25 protein-coding genes are annotated in these 22005 nt (G+C 66.7%); 9 read left to right on the plus strand and 16 right to left on the minus strand.

The genetic code is table 11. From position 1 onward, the window contains the following. The first annotated feature begins 41 nt into the window (after nt 1–41). Both GNX71_RS01340 and GNX71_RS01345 read left to right on the plus strand, forming a co-directional pair. Nucleotides 42–986, plus strand: a complete 945-nt coding sequence (locus tag GNX71_RS01340; protein ID WP_206176659.1) for a DMT family transporter — start codon at nt 42–44, stop codon at nt 984–986. A 1-nt stretch (nt 987) separates the two neighbouring features. Further along, complete coding sequence (locus GNX71_RS01345) at nt 988–2169, plus strand: TonB family protein (RefSeq protein ID WP_206176660.1); 1182 nt, start codon at nt 988–990, stop codon at nt 2167–2169. An 18-nt stretch (nt 2170–2187) separates the two neighbouring features. Here the strand turns inward: GNX71_RS01345 and GNX71_RS01350 are convergent, their stop codons facing one another. The 14 genes from GNX71_RS01350 to hpaR all read right to left on the minus strand — a co-directional run bounded on the left by GNX71_RS01350 (nt 2188) and on the right by hpaR (nt 13120). Beyond that, nucleotides 2188–3165 (minus strand): 2-dehydropantoate 2-reductase, encoded by a 978-nt coding sequence (locus tag GNX71_RS01350; protein ID WP_206176661.1) that lies wholly within the window; start codon nt 3163–3165, stop codon nt 2188–2190. 13 nt (nt 3166–3178) lie between these two features. Further along, nucleotides 3179–3970: a class II aldolase/adducin family protein gene (locus GNX71_RS01355; RefSeq protein ID WP_206176662.1), complete on the minus strand. Its 792-nt coding sequence runs from the start codon at nt 3968–3970 to the stop codon at nt 3179–3181. Nucleotides 3971–3988: 18 nt separating this feature from the next. Next, nucleotides 3989–4978 carry a Bug family tripartite tricarboxylate transporter substrate binding protein gene (locus tag GNX71_RS01360; protein ID WP_206176663.1) on the minus strand — a complete coding sequence of 330 codons (990 nt, stop codon included), beginning with the start codon at nt 4976–4978 and terminating at the stop codon, nt 3989–3991. Between the two features lie 130 nt (nt 4979–5108). Beyond that, entirely contained in the window at nt 5109–5576 is a 468-nt protein-coding gene (locus tag GNX71_RS01365; protein WP_206176664.1) for a nuclear transport factor 2 family protein, read from the minus strand. A gap of 25 nt (nt 5577–5601) precedes the next feature. Next, nucleotides 5602–6423 carry a 4-hydroxy-2-oxoheptanedioate aldolase gene (gene hpaI, locus GNX71_RS01370; RefSeq protein WP_206176665.1) on the minus strand — a complete coding sequence of 274 codons (822 nt, stop codon included), beginning with the start codon at nt 6421–6423 and terminating at the stop codon, nt 5602–5604. A gap of 12 nt (nt 6424–6435) precedes the next feature. Further along, nucleotides 6436–7239, minus strand: a complete 804-nt coding sequence (gene hpaH, locus GNX71_RS01375) for a 2-oxo-hept-4-ene-1,7-dioate hydratase (protein WP_206176666.1) — start codon at nt 7237–7239, stop codon at nt 6436–6438. 14 nt (nt 7240–7253) lie between these two features. After that, nucleotides 7254–7661: a 5-carboxymethyl-2-hydroxymuconate Delta-isomerase gene (locus tag GNX71_RS01380; RefSeq protein WP_206176667.1), complete on the minus strand. Its 408-nt coding sequence runs from the start codon at nt 7659–7661 to the stop codon at nt 7254–7256. 13 nt (nt 7662–7674) lie between these two features. Beyond that, on the minus strand, nt 7675–8502 hold the full coding sequence (locus tag GNX71_RS01385) for an extradiol ring-cleavage dioxygenase (protein WP_206176668.1): 828 nt from the start codon (nt 8500–8502) through the stop codon (nt 7675–7677). Next, a complete protein-coding gene (locus GNX71_RS01390) occupies nt 8499–8834 on the minus strand; it encodes an aromatic ring-opening dioxygenase subunit LigA (protein WP_206176669.1) in 336 nt (111 codons plus the stop codon). Before GNX71_RS01390 ends, GNX71_RS01385 begins: the two co-directional genes overlap by 4 nt. A gap of 3 nt (nt 8835–8837) precedes the next feature. After that, the gene (locus GNX71_RS01395) at nt 8838–9812 is read right to left on the minus strand and encodes a tripartite tricarboxylate transporter substrate binding protein (protein WP_206176670.1); all 975 of its coding nucleotides are present in this window, start codon (nt 9810–9812) and stop codon (nt 8838–8840) included. Beyond that, nucleotides 9809–11272 carry a 5-carboxymethyl-2-hydroxymuconate semialdehyde dehydrogenase gene (hpaE, locus tag GNX71_RS01400; protein WP_206176671.1) on the minus strand — a complete coding sequence of 488 codons (1464 nt, stop codon included), beginning with the start codon at nt 11270–11272 and terminating at the stop codon, nt 9809–9811. Before hpaE ends, GNX71_RS01395 begins: the two co-directional genes overlap by 4 nt. Further along, on the minus strand, nt 11269–12054 hold the full coding sequence (locus GNX71_RS01405) for a fumarylacetoacetate hydrolase family protein (protein WP_206176672.1): 786 nt from the start codon (nt 12052–12054) through the stop codon (nt 11269–11271). The genes hpaE and GNX71_RS01405 overlap by 4 nt, the downstream gene beginning before the upstream one ends. Beyond that, entirely contained in the window at nt 12051–12689 is a 639-nt protein-coding gene (locus tag GNX71_RS01410; protein WP_206176673.1) for a fumarylacetoacetate hydrolase family protein, read from the minus strand. The genes GNX71_RS01405 and GNX71_RS01410 overlap by 4 nt, the downstream gene beginning before the upstream one ends. After that, the gene (gene hpaR, locus GNX71_RS01415) at nt 12686–13120 is read right to left on the minus strand and encodes a homoprotocatechuate degradation operon regulator HpaR (protein ID WP_013538719.1); all 435 of its coding nucleotides are present in this window, start codon (nt 13118–13120) and stop codon (nt 12686–12688) included. Before hpaR ends, GNX71_RS01410 begins: the two co-directional genes overlap by 4 nt. A 99-nt stretch (nt 13121–13219) precedes the next feature. On the opposite strand from hpaR, the gene radA reads away from it, so the two are divergent. Together radA and GNX71_RS01425 are read left to right on the plus strand one after the other, a co-directional pair. Continuing rightward, complete coding sequence (radA, locus tag GNX71_RS01420) at nt 13220–14608, plus strand: DNA repair protein RadA (protein ID WP_093440937.1); 1389 nt, start codon at nt 13220–13222, stop codon at nt 14606–14608. 549 nt (nt 14609–15157) lie between these two features. Continuing rightward, nucleotides 15158–15586, plus strand: coding sequence for a glycerate kinase (locus GNX71_RS01425; protein WP_206176674.1), 429 nt, complete (start codon nt 15158–15160; stop codon nt 15584–15586). Here GNX71_RS01425 and GNX71_RS01430 read toward each other — a convergent pair. After that, on the minus strand, nt 15583–16527 hold the full coding sequence (locus GNX71_RS01430; protein ID WP_206176675.1) for a LysR substrate-binding domain-containing protein: 945 nt from the start codon (nt 16525–16527) through the stop codon (nt 15583–15585). The genes GNX71_RS01425 and GNX71_RS01430 overlap by 4 nt on opposite strands. Nucleotides 16528–16657: 130 nt before the next feature. Here GNX71_RS01430 and GNX71_RS01435 point away from each other — a divergent pair, with 130 nt between their 5' ends. Further along, on the plus strand, nt 16658–18016 hold the full coding sequence (locus tag GNX71_RS01435; RefSeq protein WP_206176676.1) for an MFS transporter: 1359 nt from the start codon (nt 16658–16660) through the stop codon (nt 18014–18016). 42 nt (nt 18017–18058) lie between these two features. Continuing rightward, on the plus strand, nt 18059–19270 hold the full coding sequence (locus GNX71_RS01440) for a M20 aminoacylase family protein (protein WP_206176677.1): 1212 nt from the start codon (nt 18059–18061) through the stop codon (nt 19268–19270). 10 nt (nt 19271–19280) lie between these two features. Here the strand turns inward: GNX71_RS01440 and GNX71_RS01445 are convergent, their stop codons facing one another. Next, the gene (locus tag GNX71_RS01445) at nt 19281–20288 is read right to left on the minus strand and encodes a recombination-associated protein RdgC (protein ID WP_206176678.1); all 1008 of its coding nucleotides are present in this window, start codon (nt 20286–20288) and stop codon (nt 19281–19283) included. Nucleotides 20289–20422: 134 nt separating this feature from the next. Here GNX71_RS01445 and GNX71_RS01450 point away from each other — a divergent pair, with 134 nt between their 5' ends. The 3 genes from GNX71_RS01450 to GNX71_RS01460 are packed head-to-tail and all read left to right on the plus strand — an operon-like array spanning nt 20423 to nt 22004. After that, nucleotides 20423–21376: a branched-chain amino acid transaminase gene (locus tag GNX71_RS01450; RefSeq protein WP_206176679.1), complete on the plus strand. Its 954-nt coding sequence runs from the start codon at nt 20423–20425 to the stop codon at nt 21374–21376. 5 nt (nt 21377–21381) lie between these two features. Continuing rightward, nucleotides 21382–21591 carry a zinc-finger domain-containing protein gene (locus GNX71_RS01455; RefSeq protein WP_206176680.1) on the plus strand — a complete coding sequence of 70 codons (210 nt, stop codon included), beginning with the start codon at nt 21382–21384 and terminating at the stop codon, nt 21589–21591. Beyond that, nucleotides 21588–22004, plus strand: a complete 417-nt coding sequence (locus GNX71_RS01460; protein ID WP_206176681.1) for an ABZJ_00895 family protein — start codon at nt 21588–21590, stop codon at nt 22002–22004. The genes GNX71_RS01455 and GNX71_RS01460 overlap by 4 nt, the downstream gene beginning before the upstream one ends. Nucleotide 22005 lies beyond the last annotated feature (1 nt).

Raw genomic sequence — 22005 nt, forward strand, 5'->3', positions numbered from 1 at the left:
AACAATTCTTCCTTTGTTGTTCAGGGACGGCGGCCGACAGTATGGATTCAAAGCAAGTGCAGGACATCGCGCCGGGCGCGTGGGGTTCGAGGAAGTGGGGCGGCATCGGCGCCGCCGAGGTCATGCTGCTGCTGGTGGCGGCCGTGTGGGGCGGCAGCTATGCGGTCGCCAAGCAGGCGACACAGCAGTTGCCGGTGCTGGAGTTCATCGCGCTGCGCTTCGGGCTGACCTTCGTCGTGCTGCTGCCGGCGCTCAAGCCTCTGTTCAACGCGCAGTGGCGCCAGGGGCTCGCAGTGGGCGGGCTGCTCGGCGCCAACCTGCTGGCGATCTTCGTCTGCGAGACCTTCGGCGTGTCGCTGACCACGGCGAGCAACGCCGCCTTTCTGATCAGCCTGTGCGTGGCGTTCACGCCGTTCGTCGAATGGTGGCTGCTGGGGCAAAGGCCGGTGCAGCGCATCTTCTGGGCAGCGGGCCTGTCGGCGGTGGGCGCCGCGATGCTGTCAGCCACCTCGCCCGCGGACATCGCCGTGGGCTGGGGCGATGCGCTGATGGTGCTCGCGGCTTTCTTGCGCGCGGTGATGGTGTGCATGACGCGGCGACTCGCCGGTCGCCACACGATGCCGGCGCTGACGCTCACCGCGGTGCAGTCGGGTGTGATGGCGCTCGGTGCGATGGCGATATCGCTCGTCGCCTCCAACGGCGCCTGGCACATGCCGCCCGCCACGGCTTCGTTCTGGTGGGGCATGGCGTACCTCGTGCTGCTGTGCACGGTGTTCGCCTTCTTCGCGCAGAACCATGCGGCATCTCGCTCGAGCCCGAGCCGGGTGTCGCTGCTGATGGGGAGCGAGCCGGTGTTCGGTGCGCTGATCGCGGTTTATGGGTTCGGGGAAACGGTCGGGGCCTGGGGATGGGCCGGCGGTTTGCTGATCGTGGCGGCGGCGTGGTGGGTGACGATGCCCCAAAGGATTGACGCGCGGCCGTCGTGAAATGCCGGGTAAATTGCTTGGCATGAACCGATCTCTTGCAACCCCTTTCAAAAATACCTTTCAGGCGCAATGCGCTCCAAAGCGCGGTGGGTGCTGGTTGCTTGCTGCGGCCCTGCTGCTGTCCGGTTGCACACAGTTGCCCATCGCTGATTCGCTGCCATTGCAGGTGAAGCGCATCAACTCGACGTACAAGCTGACGGCGCTCCATGGTTCCGCCCGCCAAGTGGTCGTAACTTCTGACAAGCCGATTTTCCTGCCGACGTTCGTCACGCCCGACACCGTTGCCTATATCGAGCTTGACGGTGCGAGAGCGGACTTCTCCATGAAGAGCCTTGTCGGGGGGGCGAAGCAAGAGGGAGGTGCTTACAACATGGCCGTCCAATGGGCTTGCACGGCCGAGCTTCAGGAGGCCCGGGCGGGGCTCTTGCCGGGCGCAACTTCTCCCTGGACCGACGAGTTCTCAAGCCGTCCGGCGACGGGTGGATGCCTCGCCGCTTTCCGTCAAAGCCTGATTCAAGCGCTGCATGAGTCAGGCCTGCGGCTGCTGCGGGACGGGCGCTATGCCGAGGCGAACGCCGCATTCACCGAGCTTGCAAAGTCTTTCCCCGACAGCAACCGGGCCGCCTCCGCCCTGTTCAATGCGGGGGTGGCCGATTTCATGAGGGCCAGCTACCCGTCCGCCGCGGACCTGTTTCGCCGTGTCCCCGTGGCCTCGGCTTCGCTCCCGCTGGCCAGTGAGGCATTGCTGGCCGCAGCAGACTGCGATGCCGAGATGAACGACAAGGCGCAACTCGAGGCGGATCTTTCCGAACTCATCAAGCGCTTTCCAGGCACTCGCGACGCCGCGCTCGCACAACGGCGCCTGAACGACGCGCGGGCACCGCAGGGTGCGCAGTCATTCGATGCCCGCCCTTACGAGCCGCGCATCGCAATTCTTGCGCCGCCGCTGTATCCGTCGATGTCCAAGCGTCTCGGAGAGAGTGGCAGAGCGGTCGTCAGTGTCGTTGTCCAGTCGGACGGCACCGTGCGCGATGCCACGCTCTTGACGAGCTCGGGGTTCGAACGCCTGGACCAGGCTGCGATAGAGAGCTCACGCCGCAACTTGTTCTTCCCTGCGAGAACAAGAGAAGGAAAGAAGGTGGCTCTCCGGATGAATCAGCCGATCCGATTCAAGCTCGAATAGAGCATCGGCAGCTCGGCCTCAGTACAACCCGAGCTGCCGCGTCCTCAACCGCGCCAGCCCCAGCAGCGCATCCGTGAACGGCGTGGCCACGCCCGTCAGCACACCCAGCTCGCGCACCACCGTCACCAGTGCATCGAGTTCCACCGATCGCCCGGCTTCGACGTCCTGCAGCATCGAGGTCTTGAACGCGCCGAGTTTCTTCGTCACCTCGTGACGGTCTTCGGGGCTCTGCGTGATCTCGATGCCGATGCGGCGTCCGATCTCCTTGGCTTCGAGCATCACCGCGGAGATGAAACCGCGCACATCGTCGTCGCCCATGATCAGGTCGGTGGTGGCGCCGGTCAGCGCGCTGATCGGGTTCACCGTCATGTTGCCCCAGAGCTTGAACCACACGTCCTTCTGGATCTGCGGCGACAGCGTGGTGTTGATGCCCGCGCGGGTCAACAGCTCGACCAGCGCCTGCACGCGCGGCGTGGCCTCGCCCGAAGGCTCGCCGACGATCAGTCCGTTGCCGAAGTGATGCCGCACCACGCCCGGCCCGTCGAGCGAGCAGCTTGCATGCACCACGCAGCCGATCACGTTGCGGGCCGGAATGGCTTTGGCGATCGCGCCGTCGGGGTCCACCGCGGCCAGCCGGTGGCCCGTGATCTCGCCGCCGAAGCCGCCTTCGAGAAACCACCACGGCACGCCGTTCATCGCGACCAGCACGAGGGTGTCAGGGCCGATCAGCGGCCCGATGCGTTCGGCCACGGCGGCCAGCGCGGGCGCCTTCACGGCGATCACCACCAGGTCCTGCACGCCGAGTGCCTCGGGGTCGGCCACCGCGTTGACGGGCACGCGCGTGCGCACGTCGCCGCGCATCAGCGAGAGGCCATCTTGCTGCAGCGCCTCGAGCGTCGTGCCGCGCGCCACCACATTGAGCCGTTCACCGGCCTGCGCGAGGCCGGCACCGATCCAGCCGCCGATCGCGCCGGCGCCGTAAATACAAATCTTCATGGGAGAGTTCGCCTCAGTTTCTGTAGCTCGGGTCGATGCGGTCGACCTGCCGCACCAGCGCATTGAAAACGTCCTGCCCGGCGCCATGCGCGGGGCTGAACTGCAGCGCATCGCGCGTGCAGCGCTGCGCGATCTCTTCGCTCACCGGAATGGCCGTGCCCATCGAGAAGGTGGCCATCTGGATCTCGCAGGCGCGCTGCAGCGTCCAAAGGATCGCGAAGGTCTGCGGCAGCGTCTGGCCCCAAGCCAGGAGGCCGTGGTTGCGCAGGATCACCGCGTTGCGGTTGCCGATGCTCTGGAGGAGGCGCGGGCCTTCGTCGGCATGGATCGTGATGCCCTCGAAGTCGTGGTACGCCACCATGCCGTGCAGTTGGGCGGTATAGAAATTGGTCTGCTGCAGGCCGCCCTGCAGGCACGCCACGGCCACGCCGGCCGTGGTGTGGGTGTGCATCACGCAGTGCGCGCCGGGCAGGCCGTCATGGATGGCCGCGTGCACAGTGAAGCCGGCCGGGTTCACCGGGTACGACGACCCGTCGAGCACCTTGCCGTGCAGGTCGATCTTCACGAGGTTGCTGGCCGTCACTTCGCTGTAGTGCAGGCCGAAGGGGTTGATGAGGAACTGCTTCTCGCCACCGGTCACGCTGTCGGGCAGCCGCACCGTGATGTGGTTGTAGATCATCTCGACCCAGCCCAGCATCGCGAAGACGCGATAGCAGGCCGCGAGCTCTTCGCGCGCGGCGCGCTCGTCGGGGTGGATCGAGGGATGGACCAACGCCGAAGGCGAAGTGGCGAGTGGGGTGTTCATTGCAGTTCCTTCATACGGTTAACCCTCCGCGGTGAAGCCGACCTCTTTGACGATCGGCGCCCACTTGGCGGTGTCTTTCTTGAGCAGCTCGGTCAGCTCCGCGGGCGTGGAAGACATGGCCTCCAGCCCGAAGGTGCCCAAGCCGTCGATCACGTCTTTCTGCGCGAGCGAGTTCTTCATCGCGGTGTTCAGTCGCGTCACCAGTTCGGGCGATGCCTTGGCCGGCAGGAAGAAGGCGAACCATTCGCTGTGCGCCATGTTCTTGATGCCCTGCTCGCCGAAGGTCGGCACGTCGGGCGCGAAGCGGCTGCGCTTGGCACCCGAGACGCCCAGGATGCGCACCTTGCCCGAGGGCAGGTGCTGCGTGATGTCGCCGATGGGCCCCGACACGGCCGAGATATTCCCGCCCAGCAGGTCGAGCATGGCCGGCTGCGTGCCGCGATAGCCCGCGTGCTTGAGGTCGACGCCGGCCTGCATGCCCAGCAGCGCGCCGATGAAGTGCGGCGTGGAGCCCGCGGCCGGCGAGCCGTAGTTGGCGCCGGCCGGGTTGGCCTTGGCCCAGGCCAGGAACTCGGGCACGCTCTTCACGCTGGCCGGCACCGACGGGCCGACGGCAAAGCCGAAGTCGAAGATGCAGCCGATGGTGACGGGGGTGATGTCCACCATCGGGTCGTACGGCAGCTTCTTGTAGATGTGCGGGTAGATCGTGAGGATCGAGGTCGGCGTCTGCAGGATGGTGGTGCCGTCGGCCGGCCGACCCTTCACGTACGTGACCGCGATCTGGCCGCCCGCGCCGGTGCGGTTCTCGACCACGGCCGCCTTGGCGTACTCGGGGCTGAGCTTCTGCGCCACGCGGCGGCAGATGGTGTCCGAGGTGCCGCCGGCCGCGAAGCCGGTGACGATGGTCGCGGTCTCGATGCCCGCTTGCGCGTAGGCCTGCTGGCCGATGCTCGCGAGCAGCGCCGAGGCGCCGGTGGTCTGAAGGATCTGGCGGCGTGTGAAGCTCATGATGGGTCTCTCTCCGGGTAGTGGTGATTTGTGAGCGCGTATTTTTCCAGCAAGGCATGGGGCGGGACCCCGCGTTTACCTCACGTTTTGAAAGCCGCGTCGCGTTTTCCTCCGTCCGGCGAGTTCGCTGTCAGAACATTCCGTTCTTGTTGGCGGCGGTCTCGGGCACGGGCTGGTTCACGTCCCAGTGCTCGACGATCTTGCCGTTCTCCAGCTTGAAGATGTCCACGATGGCATTGCCGCGCGTGCCCGGTTCGCGCACCACGTGCACATGCAGGATCACGTAGTCGCCATCGACGAAGGAGCGCTTGATGTCGCTGTGCGACTTCGGGAACTTCTCGCGCAGGAAGGCGATGAACTTGCGAAAGCCCTCGGGGCCGTCGGCTGCCGTGGGGTTGTGCTGCACGTAGCGGTTGCCCACGTACTGCAGGGCGGTCTCGGCGTCCTTCTGGTTCAGGCCTTTCTCGTAGAAGGCGAGCACGGTCTGGCGGTTGGCCTCCTGCTGGGCCTGGGTGCTCGGGCTGCCGCCCGGTTGTGCGCAGGCTGCGAGGAAGAGGGTGGCCGTTGCGAGTGCGGCGGCCAGGATCATGCGTTTCATCTGGAGCTCCCGGTGTGAATGGACCTCAGTAGCCGTTGGGTGTCGCGGCGCCCGCTGCGTTCTTGTATTTCGCCGCGAGCTGCTTGGCCGCGGCGGTGAGCACGATGGTGTCCACCCCCACGGCCACGAACAGCGCGCCGGCCGCGAGCCACTTGCGTGCCTGCTCCTCGGTGGTCGAGAGAATGCCCGGCGCCTTGCCGGCCTTGAGGATGCGCGCGATGGCATCGGCGATCACCGCCTGCACCTCCGGATGGTTGGGCTGGCCCACGAAGCCCATCGAGGCCGACAGGTCGGCCGGTCCGATGAACACACCGTCCACGCCTGGCGTGGCCGCGATGGCGTCGAGGTTCTTCATCGCCTCGACCGTCTCGGCCTGCACCAGCAGGCAGGTCTGCGCATTGGCTTCATGCAGGTACTGCGGGTAGGCCTGCCAGCGCGAGGCACGTGCGAGCGCGCTGCCCATGCCGCGGATGCCCTCGGGCGGATAGCGCATGCCCTGCACCATGCGCGCGGCCTGCTCGGCGGTGTCGACCATGGGCACCAGCAGCGTCTGCGCGCCGATGTCCAGGTACTGCTTGATCAGCGTGGTGTCACCCGTCGGAATGCGCACTACAGGATGCGAACGCTCCGATTCGGCCTGCGCCGACCACGCGCTCGAAATGCCCTGCAGCTGACCGAGCACCGAGCGCACGTCGTTGGGCGCGTGCTCGCCGTCGACCAGCAGCCAGTCGTAGCCGCAGCCGGCGAGGATCTCGGCGACGTAGCTGTCGGCGAGGCCGACCCACAGGCCGATCTTTGGTTGACCGGACTGCATGGCCTGCTTGAAGGTGTTGATGGGGGTGTGCATGAACGTGTTCTTTCAGACAAGGCGAAACGAGATGGCGCCGAGGGGGCCGTAGTCGGCGTGGAAGGTGTCGCCGGGCAGCGCCGTGGTCGGGCGCGTGAACGAGCCGGCGAGCACCACCTCGCCGGCAGCGAGGTGTTCGTCCCATGGCGCGAGCTTGTTCGCGAGCCACGCCACGCCGGTGGCCGGATGGTTGAGCACGCCCGCGGCCACGCCCGTTTCCTCGATCACGCCGTTCTTGTAGAGCAGGGCGCTCACCCAGCGCAGGTCGACCGCGTCGGGCTTCACCGGCCGGCCGCCCATCACGATGCCGGCGTTGGCCGCGTTGTCGGAGATGGTGTCGAACACCTTGCGCGGCGCCTTGGTGTGGCGGTCGAACTGCTCGATGCGCGCATCGATGATCTCGATGGCGGGCACCACGTAGTCGGTGGCGGCGAGCACGTCGAAGATCGTCACGTTCGGGCCCTGCAGCTTCTTGCCGAGGATGAAGGCCAGCTCCACCTCGATGCGCGGCGCGATGAAGCGCGTGAAGGGAATGTCGCCGCCCTGCTCGAAGAACATGTCGTCCAGCAGCGTGCCGTAGTCGGGCTCATCGATCTGGCTGGACTGCTGCATCGCGCGCGAGGTGAGGCCGATCTTGTGGCCCTTCACCGTGCGGCCCTCGGCGATCTTGTGCTTCACCCATTCGCGCGAGATGGCGTAGCCGTCTTCAACGGTCATCTCCGGAAAGCGCTTGGAGAAATGCTCGACCTGCACGCGCGACTTCTCGCTCTCGTGCAGCTCGGCAGCCAGTTGGGCGATGGTGGCTTGAGGCAGCATGGCGGCTCGCTTTTTTATCGCTTGTTGAACAGGGGATGCAGGTTGCTGTGCTTGCCGTCGTACACCTGCCCGGGGCTTTCGTCGATCTGCAGCGTGATGCCGATGTGGCGCTGGTCGAAGATCGGTGCGAAATGCGCGCGCACGTCGGCCAGCAGTTCGTCGCCGGCCTTCTTCTTCACTGCTTCGGAGCGCCCCGCAGCCATGCGGATGTTGAGGTACACGAAGGCGTAGTCGGCCTTGCCGTCGGCCACCGCGTAGTGCGCCGCGGGGTAGGCCAGCACGCGCGTGCCGCCGATGGGAAACACGGCCTTGTCCGCCTCGTCACGTTGCTTGAGCATCGTGTCGGCGAGCGTGCGGCACAGGACCGACATGTCGGTCTCGGCTTCGAGGTTGGGCGTGTACAGGATCACCAGGTGCGGCATGCGTTTCTTTCGTTCAAGCCACCGACATGACGGCGGCCGTGCAGGTCACCGCAAAGATCGGGATGGCCTTCATGTGGAAGATCTCGCCCTTGCCGCGCGCGGCCGCGGCCACGCTGAGGAAGGTGCGGATCTCGAAGCCGCCCTGGCCCGCTTCGCGGTAGGTGGCCTCGTCGTTGTAGTCGTCCTGCGAGAGCAGCGCCTCGCGGTCGTTGGCGCACCAGCGGCGCATGAACTCGGCGTCCCATTCGGCATTCACCTTGCCCGAATCGGGCGTGGCCGGCCAGTGCGAGATGCCGCCCGTTCCCACCAGCGCGATGCGCTCGGGCGCCTTGTCGCAGGCGCGGCGCAGGGCTTCGCCGAAGGCCCATGCGCGGTGCAGCGGCGTGAGCGGCGGGCCTTGGCAGTTGATGTTCACGGGGATGACCTTGGTGTCGAAGTCGGGCGTGAGGAAGTGCAGCGGCACCATGATGCCGTGGTCGAACTTCCATTCTTCCGCGTAGGCCACGTCCACCGTCTGCATCACCTCGCGGATCAGGCGCTGCGAGAGCGCGGCGTCGCCGGGCACCTTGGTCTTTTCGATGCCGAGCCACTTCGGGTCTTCGATCGGGCCCTCGTAGCTGTCGGCCATGCCGATGGCGTAGGCCGGCATGTTGTTCATGAAGAAGTTCGCGAAGTGCTCGGCGGCGATGACGATCACCGCATCGGGCTTCGTCGCGCGCATCGCCTCGCCGAAGCGATGGAACTGCGCGTGGAACTCGTCCTTCACCGCCGGGTCGGCCAGGTGGGCGCGGCCGGTGATGCCAGGGGCGTGGCTGCACACGCCTGCGAATACGAGACTCATACGCCCGCCACCTTTTCGTCTGTTCCGGTTGTCATTGCGTAGATGCCCGCGCGGACCGGGCCGTACTTGCGCACGCCCTCGCGCATCGCTTCGAGATAGTCGGCCCATGCGATGCCGAGCAGCGGCGCGAAGTGCATCAGCAACTGGCCGTTGCAGCCGAGGACATAGAGCTTGCCGATGTCGCCGGTGTCGATGGCTTCGCGCTCTTCGCCGTCAAGGTCGTAGTCGGCGAGCAGCGCGGCGCGCACCCCGCCGCCTTCCGCGTACCGGCGCTGCACTTCGGCTTCGCGGTTGAGCGCGAAGAGGAATTTCTGCATCGCATAGAGGCTCATCGTTCAGCCCTCGATCTGGATGTTGGCCTTGCGGATCACGTCGCCGTACTTCGCGATTTCGCTCTGGATGAAAGCCGCAAAGCGCTCGGGCGTGCCCGACAGCGACGCGATGCCGCCCTTGCGGAAGGCCTCCGTCACGGCAGGGCCCGCGAGCGCGCGGTTCACCTCGTCGTTCATGCGCAGCACGATGGCATCGGGCGTGCCGGCGGGCACCAGCAGGCCGTTCCACGAATTGGACTCGATGGGCACGCCCTGTTCTGCGAGTGTGGGTATGGCCGGCGCGTACTGCGAGCGCTGCGCGGTCGCCATGCCCAGCGCCACCAGCTTGCCGCTCTGGATGTGGCCGCGGAACTCGGGCCAGTTGCCGAACATCATCGTCACCTGGCCGCCGAGCAGGTCGGTGAGCGCGGGCCCCTGGCCTTTGTAGGGCACGTGCACGATGTCCAGGCCCATCTGCAGCTTGAGCATTTCGCCCGACAGGTGCGCCGAGGTGCCGTTGCCGAAGGAAGCGAAGCTCAGCGTGCCGGGTTTGGCCTTGGCCAGGTTGCGCAGGTCGGCCAGCGTCTTCAGGCCGCTCGAGGGATGCATGGCGAGCACGTGTTCCGACATGCCCATGAGCGCGACCGGGCGCAGGTCCTTCTGCGTGTCGTAGGGGAGCTTGCGCACCAGCGTCTGGTTGGCCGTGAAGCTGTTGGCGACGCAGACGAAGCTGTAGCCGTCGGGCGCGGACTTGGCGACCGAATCGACGCCGATCACCGTGCCCGCGCCGGGCTTGTTCTCGACGATCACGGCCTGATCGAGCGTCTTGCCGAGCTCGACCGCCACGAGCCGCGCGACGAAGTCGGTGGTGCCGCCGGGCGTGAAGGGCACGACGATGCGCACTGGCTTGTTGGGCCAGTCGCCGCGCGCGTGCGCCAACGACGGCAGCGCCGCGAGTGCGGCGGCGCCCTGCAGCAGCGCGCGGCGGCTGGCGTTCACGCCACGCCCCAGTGCGGGATGTGGTGCGAGCCCAGCGACACCGCCACGTTCTTCGGCTCGCAGAACACCTCATAACTCCAGGTGCCGCCTTCGCGGCCGGTGCCCGAGGCCTTGGTGCCGCCGAAGGGCTGGCGCAGGTCACGTACGTTCTGGCTGTTGACGAAGCACATGCCGGCTTCCACGGCGGCGGCCACGCGGTGGGCCTTGCCGATGTTCTCTGTCCACACGTAGCTCGACAGGCCGTACTGGATGTCGTTGGCCAGGCGGATCGCGTCGGCCTCGTCCTTGAACGGGATCAGGCACGCGACGGGGCCGAAGATCTCGTCCTGCGCGATCTTCATGCGGTTGTCGACGTCGGCGAAGACGGTCGGCACCACGTAGTTGCCCTTCTTCACGCGGTCAGGCAGGCTGCTCGGACCTTCGAGTCCGCCGCACAGCAGCGTCGCGCCTTCCTTCGGCCCGAGCTCGATGTAGCTGCGCACCTTGGCCAGGTGGGCCTGCGAGATCATCGGGCCGACGATGGTCTTCTCGTCGAGCGGGTCACCGACCGTGATGCGCTTCGCGCGCTCGGCGAACTTCGCGGCGAAGTCTGCATAGATCGACTGCTGCACCAGGATGCGCGAGCCTGCGGTGCAGCGCTCGCCGTTGTTGCTGAAGATCATGAACACGGCCGCGTCGAGCGCGCGGTCGAGGTCGGCGTCGTCGAAGATCACGAAGGGGCTCTTGCCGCCGAGTTCCATGCTGAATTTCTTGAGGCCCGCGCTCTTCACGATGCGGTTGCCCGTGGCGGTGGAGCCGGTGAACGAGATGGCGCGCACGTCGGGGTGCGCCACCAGCGGCTCGCCCGCTTCCTTGCCGTAGCCGTGCACGAGGTTCAACACGCCGGGCGGGATGCCGGCCTCCAGCGCGAGTTCACCCAGGCGCGCGGCCGTGAGCGGCGACAGCTCGCTCATCTTGAGCACGGCCGTGTTGCCGAACGCGAGGCACGGCGCGACCTTCCAGGTGGCCGTCATGAAGGGCACGTTCCACGGGCTGATGAGCGCGCACACGCCCACCGGGTGGAACAGCGTGTAGTTCAGGTGCGTGGGCGTGGGATAGGTGTGGCCGTCGACGCGCGTGCACATCTCGGCGAAGTAATAGAAGTTGTCGGCCGCGCGCGGCACCAGCTGCTTGCCGGTCTGTGCGATGACCTGGCCGCAGTCGTTGGTCTCGGTCTGCGCGATCTCGGGCACGTTCGCAGCGATCAGGTCGCCGAGCTTGCGGATCAGCTTCGCGCGCTCGGGCGCGGGCATGCCGGCCCATTTCGGGAAGGCTTCCTTGGCGGCGGCGACAGCCGCGTTCACCTCGGCTTCGCCGCCCGAGGCGACCTCGGCCAGCACCTCCTGCGTGGCGGGGTTGACGGTTTCGAAGTAGTCCGTGCCGGCAACGCTCTTGCCGTTGATCAGGTGATCGACTCTCATGCTTTTCCTTGGATGGTGTTCTTGAGCGCGCCGATGTGCTCGATCTCGGTGACGACGACATCGCCCGGCTTGCAATCGACCACGCCGTCGGGCGTGCCGGTGAGGATCAAATCGCCGGGAGACAGCGTCATGAAGCGGCTGAAGTACTCGATGAGGAAGGGCGCGTCGAAGATCATGTTGCGCGTGTTGCCCTGCTGCGTGACCGTGCCGTTGACGGTGGTGCGCAGCGCGAGGGCCATCGGCCCACCTGGAAGGTTGTGCACGTCGACCGCATCGACGAACCACGGGCCGAGCGGCGTGCAGGTGTCGCGGTTCTTCACGCGCAGGTTCGGGCGATACCAGTTCTCCAGGTAGTCGCGGATCGCGTAGTCGTTGGCGACCGTGTAGCCGCCGATGAAGTCATAGGCGTCGTCGCGCTTCACGTTCTTCGCGGTCTTGCCGACCACGATCGCGAGCTCGCATTCGTAGTGCATGAACTGCACGCCGGCCGGGCGGTGCGTGAGCTGGCGGTGGCCGATCAGCGTGCTCTGGCCCTTGACGAAGACCAGCGGTTCTTCGGGCGCCTTGAACTCGAGTTCCTTCGCGTGGTCGGCGTAGTTGAGGCCGAGCGCGAGGATGGTGCGCGGGCGCGCAGTGGGCGCGAGCGGTGGCAGCCAGGTGAGTTGCTCCTGTGGCACGATGCGGCCGTCGTCGAGGCGCACAGCAGCGTCGGGCTGGCCGTTGAATTCGTGGCTCGTGCCGGTGTGCTCGCGGCCTTCGTGGATGACGCGGGCGTGCTTCATGCGGTGGTCTCCTGCACCAGCGTGTTGGTCAGTGTCTCGAACCCCTGCGCGGAGATCTCGATGCGATCGCCCGCGCGCGCCAGCGGACGGCCCGCATCGCAGCCCAGCATCAGCACGTCGCCATGCGCGAGCGTCATGAATTCGCCGACGTCGGTGAGCAGCTGCCGTGCCGGACGCACGAGCTGCGAGAAGTCGATCGACTGCTTCAGTTCGCCGTTGATGCGCACTTCCACGCGGATGTTCGCGGGGTCGGCCACCTCCTGTGCATCGCGCAGCGCCGGGCCGATGCCGAGGAAGCCGTCGACGCACTTGAACTTCACCGGTGGACGGAAGAAGCTCGCATGCGGAATCGACAGGTCGTTCATCAGCACGAAGCCTTCGACATCGCCCTCGGCGCCGATCACCATGCCGATGCTCGCGCCGATCTCCACTTCGGGAACCGCTGCAGGCACGGCGATGGCGCTGCCGTGCGGGCTCCAGGTGTTGGCGGTCTTCACGTAGAGAACGGGCGCTTTCGGCGGCGCCTTGTAGGGTGGCTCGGTCATCTGCGGCGCGAGTGCCGTGACCTCGGCGCGGAAGTTCAGCAGCGTGCCGTACACGGTGCCGGTCGGAAGGAAATGCGAAGCGGTGCTCATGAGGGCTGCTCCAGTGCGATCAATTCGTCGAGCAGCCCGTAGAGCTGCGTGAGCTTGGCCTTGCCGAGCGACTTCTCCATCCAGTCGTAGTGCGCCTCGATGCTGGTGCCCAGGCGCTTGACCAGCTTCATGCCGTGCGGCGTGGCCTCGACCACGGTGCGGCGCTGGTCGGCGGGGTCGCGGGCACGTGTGATGAGGTTGTCGCGCTCCATGCGCGCGAGCACGCCGGTGAGGCTGGGCCCGAGGATGAAGGCCTCGCGCGCGACACGGCCGGTGTCGACCGCGCCGTGCTCGCCGAGCACGCGCAGCACGCGCCATTGCTGGTCGGACAGCGCGTGCTCGCGCAGGCTGGGCCGCGTGTGGGCCATCACGGCTTCGCGGGCCTGCAGCAGCAGGCGCGGCAAATTGCGGTGGGTGAACGTGGTGCTCAAGAACGGTGCCTCTTCGAATTAGTTAACATGTTAAATGATTCGAGATTTCTTTCCTAGCCACGGCCCATCAGGGTTTGTGCGGACACCTAAACTCGACGGATGGCCAAGGACAAATCTCTTTTCGTCTGCAGCGAATGCGGCGGCACCAGCCCCAAGTGGCTCGGCAAATGCCCGAGCTGCGGCGCCTGGAACACATTGATCGAACAGGTGGCGGGCAGCAACGCACCAGCCAACAACCGCTTCGGCACGCAGTTCTCGCCGCTGGCGGGTGTGTCCGAACTGGCCACGCTCTCGGAGATCGAGGCGACCGACATCGCGCGCACGCCCACCGGCATCGACGAACTCGACCGCGTGCTGGGCGGCGGCATCGTCTCGGGCGGCGTCACGCTGATCGGCGGCGACCCGGGCATCGGCAAGTCGACGCTGCTGCTGCAGGCGGTCGATGCGCTGCAGCGCGCGGGGCAGAACGCGCTCTACGTGACGGGCGAGGAAAGCGGCGCGCAGGTGGCGCTGCGCTCGCGCCGGCTCGGACTCGATCACTCGCAGGTGCAGGTGCTCGCCGAGATCCAGCTCGAGAAGATCATCGCCACGCTGGACGCCACGCGGCCCGCGATCGCGGTGATCGACTCCATTCAAACGGTGTATTCAGACCAGCTCACCTCGGCCCCCGGCTCGGTGGCGCAGGTGCGCGAATGCGCGGCCCATCTCACGCGCTTTGCCAAGACCAGCGGCACGGCCGTGGTGCTGGTGGGCCATGTCACGAAAGAGGGCGCGCTCGCAGGTCCGCGTGTGCTCGAGCACATGGTCGACACGGTGCTGTATTTCGAGGGTGACACGCATTCGAGCTTCCGCCTCGTGCGTGCCATCAAGAACCGCTTCGGGGCCGTGAACGAGATCGGCGTGTTCGCGATGACCGAGCGCGGCTTGAAGGGCGTGGCCAATCCGAGCGCGATCTTCCTGAGCCAGCACGCCGAGCCGGTGCCCGGCAGCGTGGTGCTGGTCACGCTCGAGGGCACGCGGCCGATGCTGGTGGAAATCCAGGCGCTGGTCGACAACGGCGGGCCGAGCCCGCGGCGCCTCTCGGTGGGCCTGGACCGCGACCGCCTCGCGATGCTGCTCGCAGTGCTGCACCGCCATGCGGGCGTGGCCTGCATGGACCAGGACGTGTTCGTGAATGCGGTGGGCGGCGTGCGCATCAGCGAACCCGCGGCCGACCTGGCCGTGATGCTGGCCATCACCTCGAGCCTGCGCGGCAAGCCGCTGCCCAAAGGGTTCATCGCGTTCGGTGAAGTGGGCCTGGCCGGTGAAGTGCGCCCCGCGCCGCGCGGGCAGGAGCGTTTGCGCGAAGCCGCCAAGCTGGGCTTCAGCATCGCGGTGGTGCCCAAGGCCAATGCGCCGCGCAAGGGCTCGAAAGAGATCGAGGGGCTGACCATCCACCCGGTCGAGCGCATCGAAGAGGCGATGGACGTGGTCCGCCGCCTCGATTGATTGATGGATGGATTGATCCTGCGGGCAAAAAAATGCCCGGCGCGCCTTTGACGCGCCGGGCCACCCTCCCTTTCCCCCGATGTGCAACGAGAACGCCGGTCCGCTGTCCCGCGTGGCCGTGTTCATCGTTTACTGGCGATCCGGGTTGCCGCCGCGATGGCCGTTGGCACTTGCCACACCGGCTTGTCGCGAACCCGCAACCTGGATCGCCTCTCCCTGAAAACTGTTCTTCGTCGATCCGTGGGATGAAATGTGCCGCCTGACGCTCCCGTGGCATGTGCATTTCGGGGCGAGTACCGTTTTTTGCCCCTGGTAGTAGCCACGGTCGATACAGCCAAAATCGCGCGCAGCCCCATATGCGAACTTTCGAATGCAACCCGCGCCTTGCCCCGTGGCCGCGATGAACTTGAACTGCGTTGGTATCAGCGCGCGCTACCGGAAGCCGCGCGGGTATCGATCGAGTCGCCGACTTTGCGACCCGTCGGCAAAACGCGCCGGCCGCATGACCGGGAGCCCCGTGGTCAGGCGGCGAACAGCCGGGCGGCGACAATGCGCGCCATGAATTTCCAGAAATTGCTGGTGCCCGTGGGCGGCATCGTTCTTCTCGCCCTGGCGTGGCGCAGCTACGGCTGGGCCGGCGTCGCACTGACCGGCGGCGTCATCGTGATGTTCCTGCTGCTGCACTTCAATCGCGCGATGCAGGTGCTCAAGCGGGCGGCCGACCGGCCGGTGGGCTACGTCGCCAGCGCGGTGATGCTCAACGCCAAGCTCAAGCAGGGCGTGACCCTGATGCACGTCATCGCCATGACCCGCGCACTCGGCGAACTGCGTTCGCCCGCCGATACGCAGCCCGAGCTCTACCGCTGGACCGACACGGGCGGCTCGTACGTCGATGCGGTGTTCAACGGCGGCAAGCTGCAGAGTTGGGAAATGACGCGGCCTGAGGTTTCCCCCGAAGAAGAAACGCCGGCCAGCTAGGCCGCAGCGGCCTTGCGGCGCGGCCGGCGCCACAGCGGATTCACCTTCGCGTGGTGGCGCACTTCCTTGGCGAACTCCGCGCACATGTGGGTCATCAGGTCGGCCGAGCGATAGACCAGGTAGACATCGAAGTCCGGCACCTCGTCGGTGATCGGCAGGCGCTCCAGCAGGCCGGGCTGCATCCGCACCGCGCCGGCGTCGTGGAACACGGTGTCCGACCACATGCTGACGAGGTCGGTCTGCGTGGCGAGCTGCAGGCCGAGCAGGTTCGACGCGCTCTGCACCATGCGCTTGGGCATCTCCAGCCCGTTCACGCGCATCGTTGACACCAGCGGGCTGCCGGGCTCGTCGATGGGGTCCAGCACCAGCCAGTCGGCCTCCAGCAAGGTGCGCAGCTTGCGCACCCGCCGCAACGGATGGCCGGTGCGCACCGCCACATGCATCGACAGCGAGAACAACGGCTCCCATTGAAAGACGTTGGTGCCCGGGCCGTTGCAGGTCGAGACCAGCGCCAGGTCGAGCCGGCCTTCGCGCAGCCCTTCGAAGAGCTGCTGCGGCCGTTGCTCGTAGGCGCGCAGCGCGACGTTGGGAAAACGCTGCCTGAACGACGCCATCGTATTGGGCAGCGGCCCGCCCGAGGCCACGGCGGTAAAGCCGATGTTGAGCTGCGCCTCGGCGTGCCCGCGGATCGCCTCGATGTCCTCGAGCGCGTGCCGCAGTTCCTGCTCGACCAGGCTGGCGCGCTTGACCAGCGCCGTGCCGTAGGCCGTGAGGTTCACGCCGCGCGTGGTGCGCAGCATCAGCGTCACGCCGAGTTCGCGCTCCAGTTCGGCGATCGTCTTGGACAGCGCCGGCTGCGTGATGTGCAGGCTGCGCGCCGCTTCATGGATGCTTCCGTTCTGGGCGACCGCCAGCAGAACGCGCAGTTGTTGCAGCTTCATCGTGCCTCCGTGATCCCCGGGGAACCCCTTGGGGGATTCCATTTGGTTATCAGCATGAAAATATGTGATTCTGCGCTGGCGCGCTTTGCCTGAATACTCCGCCGCAAATCCTGTTCGTGGAGTCGATTCGATGAGTGAAGCCGCTTTGCCCGCAAGCCAGATGCGCGGCGCCCCTCCGGCCGCCGCCGGGCCGTCTTCCCACGCCGCAGATGCCGCAAATGGCACGGATGCCGTGCAAGCCAAGGGCAAGCAAAGCCAGTTCCGCCTGATCGCCGCCTGTTCGCTGGGCAATGCGCTCGAGATGTACGACTTCACCGTCTACAGCTTCTTCGCGCTCCTGATCGGCAAGCTGTTCTTCCCGTCGGACAGCCCTTACGGCTCGCTGCTGCTGGCCGTGGCCACTTTCGGCATCGGCTTCGTGATGCGGCCGCTGGGCGGCGTGATCATCGGCAACTACGCCGACCGCAAGGGACGCAAGGCCGCATTGACGCTCACCATCGGCCTGATGGTGGCCGGCACGCTGTGCATCGCGCTCGCGCCCACGTACGTCTCGGCCGGTGTGTTCGGCTCGCTGATGATCCTGGCGGGGCGCCTGCTGCAGGGCTTTTCGCTCGGCGGCGAGGTGGGCGCCGCCACCTCGATGCTGATGGAGTCGGGCGGCATCCGGGGCCGCGGCTTTCGCGTGAGCTGGCAGCTCGCGAGCCAGGGCGTGGCGGCGGTGCTGGGCGCGCTCACCGGTGCGGCGCTGTATGCGGCGCTGCCGCAGGCCTCGCTCGAGAGCTGGGGCTGGCGCCTGCCTTTCCTGTTCGGCCTGCTGATCGCGCCGGTCGGCTTCTACATCCGCGCCCACCTCGAGGAAACGCACCGGGCCCGCAGCCACGAATCCAGCCCCATGGGCCAGCTGCTGCGCGAGCACGGCGGCACGGTGCTCAAGGGCATCTTCGCCACCACGGCAGGCACGGCGGCCATGTACCTGGTCGTGTTCTTCATGCCGACCTACATGATCCGCGTGCTGCACATGCCGCCGTCGCTGTCGCTGCTGTCGGGCTGCGCCACCGGCATCACGATGTTCGCGGTGGCGCTCCTGGCGGGCCGCCTGGCCGACAGGCTGCCGAACCGCAAGCCGCTGGTGATCGGCTCGCTGGTGCTCGGCGTGCTGGCCGTGTACCCGGCGTTCTGGCTCATCAACCACCACCCGAGCGTGCCGCTGGTGCTGTGCCTGTCGGTGCTGCTGACGGCGCTCGTGAATCTCGGAACCACGCCGTTGTTCCTGATGCTGCTCGAGATGCTGCCGATCGGTGTGCGCGCCAGCGGCATCTCGGTGATCTACAGCGTCGGCGTGACGGTGTTCGGCGGCTCCTCGCAATTCATCGTGACCTGGCTGCTCGCCACGACCGGCAACCCGATGTCTCCGGCCTTCTACATGATGGCCTGCGGCGTGCTGAGCATCTGTGCGGTCATGGGCCTGAACGCACGCCGGGTCGACTGAAATTTTTTCCCCTGCATCCAAGAACAACAGACCACCACATCCATGACCCGCGAACTCAGTCTCCAGACCACCCGGCTTTTGTCCCGATTGCTGCCGCAGGCCGACGTCGATACCCAGGCCTTCGTCGACATCCGCCGCCAGATCCACGCCAACCCCGAACTCGGCTTCGAGGTGAGTGCCACCGCCGAGCTGGTCGCCAACCTGCTGCGCGAATGGGGCTACGAGGTGCACACGGGCATCGGCAGGACCGGCATCGTGGCCCAGCTCAAGGTCGGCAATGGCACGCGGCGGCTGGGCATCCGCGCCGACATGGACGCGCTCCCCATCGTCGAGGCGACGGGCCTGCCGTATGCGAGCAAGAACCACGGCCGCATGCATGCCTGCGGCCACGACGGCCACACCGCCATCCTGCTCGCGGCCGCCAAGGCGCTGGCGAAGCGCCGCGATTTCGACGGCACGCTGAACCTGATCTTCCAGCCCGACGAAGAGAACCTCTGCGGCGCGCGCGCGATGATCGAGGACGGCCTGTTCGAGCGCTTTCCCTGCGATGCCGTCTACGCGCTGCACAACGCACCGGGCGTGCCGGTCGGCAGCTTCCTCGTGATCGAGGGGCCGGTCACGCTGTCTTCGGACGTGGCGGACGTCACGATCAAGGGCGTGGGCGGGCATGGCGCCATGCCGCACCTCTCGCGCGATCCCGTGCCGGCGGCGGCCGCCGTGGTGACGGCCCTGCAGACCGTGGTGGCGCGCAACGTGACGCCGGGCGACACGGCCGTCGTGTCGGTCGGCTTCATCCGCGGCGGCGCCACGCACAACGTGATTCCGCAATCGGTGGCACTCGGCCTCAATGTGCGGGCGGCGCGGCCCGAAACGCGCGCGGTGGTCGAAGCGCGCATCCGCGAGATCGTGAGCCTCACCGCGCAGGCCCATGGCGTGGAGGCGGAGATCGATTACCGCCAGCTCGTGCCGCCGGTGGTCAACACCGCGCCCGAGTGCCGGCTGATGGCGCAGGTCTGCGCCGAACTTGTCGGCGCAGAGCACGTCGTCACCGAGGCGCCGAAGGGCTTTGCGGGCAGCGAGGACTTCGCCTGGATGCTCGCCGAGTTGCCGGGCTGCTATCTGCTGCTCGGCAACGGGGAGGGCCAGTTCGGCGGCTGCATGGTGCACAACCCCGGCTACGACTTCAACGACCAGGTGCTGCCACTGGGCGCGGCCTGCTGGGTGCGGCTCGCGCAGACCTATCTGGTCGCCTGAGCGCTTTCGATCAGAACGGCGCGTCTTCCTCTTCCTCGGCGGCATCGGCCGGGGTCGTGGTGGTGGGCGCTGCTGCTTTGGCGGCGGGCTTCGGTGCTTCGTCCGCCGGTGCCGCGCTGAACGCCGCCTCGCCGCCCAGCGCATCGAGCAGCGCCGGCACGAGCTGGCCGAGCTCGCCGGTGGCGATCGCCACGTCGGCGTCGTAGTTGTCTTCCTTCTTGCCGCCCGCCGCGCCGTCGCCTGTGCCCTCGAGGAACACGATCTTGCGGATCAGCATGCCGTGCGTGAGCTCGAACGACACGCGGTCGTCCCAGGTGAGCGCCAGACGCGTGGGGCGCTTGCCGTCGGTGATGTGCTTCTGCACTTCCTCGATATCGAGCGGGTGCTTGGCGTAGCGCACCACGGCCTTCGAATCATCCGAGGCCTTGAGCTCGCATTCGCGGTCGATGGTGAAGCCGGCCGGCGGCTCCTGCGTCAGCAGCCAGTTGGCCATGGCGGCGGCCGGCTCGATCTGCGTGTTGATCAGCGCCACCGCAAAGCCGTCGAGCGACTTCACCAGGCTGGTGACCACTTCGTCGGCGCGCGAGGCGTTGCCGCTGTTGATCACGAGGCGGTTCTCGGCCTTGTCGATCCACACCGCCACGCGCGCACTGCGGGTGAAGGCCATCGGCAGCAGCTCCAGGGTGATGTCTTCCTTGAGCTCCTTCTTTTCCTTCTTGCCGGGCTTGCGGCCGGTGGTGGCCTCGATCTGCGCGCAGCGTTCGTCGAGCTTGCGGCGCACCACGGAGCCGGGGACCTGCTTGCTCTCGATCATGTATTCGACGAGCCACTGGCCGTCGATGGATTCGACCAGCGGGCCGCCGGCTTCGCCGCGGGGCTCGGCCCAGCCGGCGGACTTTTCCTGCGAGGGGCCGCAGGGCTCGAAGCGGTGCTTGCCCAGCCCCTCTTCTGCCTCGGCCAGTGATTGGGACCAGGCAGGTTCGATGCGATAGACGATGACGTTCTTGAATACGGACACGGAAACCCTTTTTCCACTGGTTTGCACAACCGGCCATTGTCGGGCACCCGGTTCCGGGCTCGGCCGTAAAATCGAAAGCTTTTGCGACTTCCCCCTCTGTCGCACCCCCACACCGCTCCCAAAGGAATCAGGAAATGAGCTCGATCCCCCCCTCGCTGGACGACCGTGACGGCAAGATCTGGATGGACGGCGAACTCGTGGACTGGCGCGACGCCAAGATCCACGTGCTGAGCCACACGCTGCACTACGGCTGCGGCGCCTTCGAGGGCGTGCGCGCCTACAAGACAGCGGACGGCAGCACCGCCATCTTCCGCCTGGCCGAGCACACCGAGCGCCTGTTCAACAGCGCCAAGATCCTGCGCATGAAGATCCCGTTCACGCACGAACAGCTCAACGAAGCGCAAAAGCAGGTGGTTCGCGAGAACAAGCTCGAGAGCTGCTACCTGCGCCCCCTCATCTGGATCGGCTCCGAAAAGCTCGGCGTGAGCCCCAAGGGCAACAAGATCCACGCCATGGTCGCGGCCTGGTCCTGGGGCGCCTACCTCGGCGAGGAAGGCATGCGCCGCGGCATCCGCGTGAAGACCTCCAGCTACACCCGCCACCACGTCAACATCACGATGACGCAGGCCAAGTCGGTGAGCAACTACACGAACTCGATCCTGGCGAACATGGAAGCGCTGGACGACGGCTACGACGAAGCGCTGCTGCTCGACGCGAGCGGTTTCGTGTCGGAAGGCGCGGGCGAGAACATCTTCGTGGTCAAGGGCGGCGTGGTCTACACGCCCGACCTGTCGGCCGGCGCCCTGAACGGCATCACCCGCAACACGATCCTGCACATCTGCAAGGACCTCGGCATCGAGCTCGTGCAGAAGCGCATCACGCGCGACGAGGTCTACATCTCCGACGAAGCCTTCTTCACCGGCACGGCCGCCGAAGTGACGCCCATCCGCGAACTCGACCGCATCGAGATCGGCAACCGTGGCGACGGCGGCTCGCGCGGCCCGATCACCGAGAAAATCCAATCTGCCTTCTTCGACATCGTGAACGGCAAGAATCCCAAGTACGCCCACTGGCTCACGAAAGTCTGAACTCCATGTCTACCAATGCAGTCGTCGAACTCCTGGCCAAGGAGCTCAACCATCAGGGCGGCGTGTTCTGCCCCAGCCCCAAGGCGGATATGCAACTCTGGGACAACCATCCCAAGGTCTACCTCGACGTGGCGCGCACCGGTGAAGCCAAGTGCCCGTACTGCGGCACGGTGTACCGGCTGAAGGCCGGCGAAACGGTCTCGGCGCGGCATTGACGCTTCGAGCCCTGCTGTGGCGCTTCGCCGCGGCCTACCTCGTGCTGTTGGTCGTCGTTGGCGTCGCGCTGAACCTGGCGGGCGCCAAGTCCAGCATGGGCGGCAACATGGCCGCCTTGCTCGGCACCATGGCATGGGTGTGCATGGACTTCGCCAAGAAGAACGGCCGCTACTTCACGCCCGATGAAAAGAAGCGTGCCGTGCTGGGCATGCTCGCCATCGACATGGCGATGCAGACGGTCGTGACGGTGGCGGTCGGCCTGTTCGCCGGTGCGACGGGCCTGTCACTGGGGCCGGCCTTGCTGGTGCTGCTTTTCGTCGGCGTGCTGCACGCGCTGGTGATCTGGTTCTTCGTCGGCTTTGCCGGCAAGCAGCACGCGGCGGCCGAAGCCCGGCGCAACAAGATCGGTTGAA

Origin of the sequence: Variovorax sp. RKNM96, from assembly GCF_017161115.1 — a bacterium.
GTDB lineage: Bacteria > Pseudomonadota > Gammaproteobacteria > Burkholderiales > Burkholderiaceae_C > Variovorax.

Coding starts and splice junctions, on each gene's coding strand:
- GNX71_RS01380 (WP_206176667.1), bottom strand. CDS start 7,661: ATGCCGCACCTGGTGATCCTGTACACGCCCAACCTCGAAGCCGAGACC.
- GNX71_RS01350 (WP_206176661.1), bottom strand. CDS start 3,165: ATGAAGATTTGTATTTACGGCGCCGGCGCGATCGGCGGCTGGATCGGT.
- hpaH (WP_206176666.1), bottom strand. CDS start 7,239: ATGCTGCCTCAAGCCACCATCGCCCAACTGGCTGCCGAGCTGCACGAG.
- GNX71_RS01440 (WP_206176677.1), top strand. CDS start 18,059: ATGACCCGCGAACTCAGTCTCCAGACCACCCGGCTTTTGTCCCGATTG.
- radA (WP_093440937.1), top strand. CDS start 13,220: ATGGCCAAGGACAAATCTCTTTTCGTCTGCAGCGAATGCGGCGGCACC.
- hpaI (WP_206176665.1), bottom strand. CDS start 6,423: ATGCACACCCCCATCAACACCTTCAAGCAGGCCATGCAGTCCGGTCAA.
- GNX71_RS01435 (WP_206176676.1), top strand. CDS start 16,658: ATGAGTGAAGCCGCTTTGCCCGCAAGCCAGATGCGCGGCGCCCCTCCG.
- GNX71_RS01390 (WP_206176669.1), bottom strand. CDS start 8,834: ATGAGCCTCTATGCGATGCAGAAATTCCTCTTCGCGCTCAACCGCGAA.
- GNX71_RS01340 (WP_206176659.1), top strand. CDS start 42: ATGGATTCAAAGCAAGTGCAGGACATCGCGCCGGGCGCGTGGGGTTCG.
- GNX71_RS01425 (WP_206176674.1), top strand. CDS start 15,158: ATGCGCGCCATGAATTTCCAGAAATTGCTGGTGCCCGTGGGCGGCATC.
- GNX71_RS01345 (WP_206176660.1), top strand. CDS start 988: ATGCCGGGTAAATTGCTTGGCATGAACCGATCTCTTGCAACCCCTTTC.
- GNX71_RS01455 (WP_206176680.1), top strand. CDS start 21,382: ATGTCTACCAATGCAGTCGTCGAACTCCTGGCCAAGGAGCTCAACCAT.
- GNX71_RS01405 (WP_206176672.1), bottom strand. CDS start 12,054: ATGAAGCACGCCCGCGTCATCCACGAAGGCCGCGAGCACACCGGCACG.
- GNX71_RS01385 (WP_206176668.1), bottom strand. CDS start 8,502: ATGAGTCTCGTATTCGCAGGCGTGTGCAGCCACGCCCCTGGCATCACC.
- GNX71_RS01450 (WP_206176679.1), top strand. CDS start 20,423: ATGAGCTCGATCCCCCCCTCGCTGGACGACCGTGACGGCAAGATCTGG.
- hpaE (WP_206176671.1), bottom strand. CDS start 11,272: ATGAGAGTCGATCACCTGATCAACGGCAAGAGCGTTGCCGGCACGGAC.
- GNX71_RS01410 (WP_206176673.1), bottom strand. CDS start 12,689: ATGAGCACCGCTTCGCATTTCCTTCCGACCGGCACCGTGTACGGCACG.
- GNX71_RS01365 (WP_206176664.1), bottom strand. CDS start 5,576: ATGAAACGCATGATCCTGGCCGCCGCACTCGCAACGGCCACCCTCTTC.
- GNX71_RS01430 (WP_206176675.1), bottom strand. CDS start 16,527: ATGAAGCTGCAACAACTGCGCGTTCTGCTGGCGGTCGCCCAGAACGGA.
- GNX71_RS01360 (WP_206176663.1), bottom strand. CDS start 4,978: ATGAGCTTCACACGCCGCCAGATCCTTCAGACCACCGGCGCCTCGGCG.
- GNX71_RS01355 (WP_206176662.1), bottom strand. CDS start 3,970: ATGAACACCCCACTCGCCACTTCGCCTTCGGCGTTGGTCCATCCCTCG.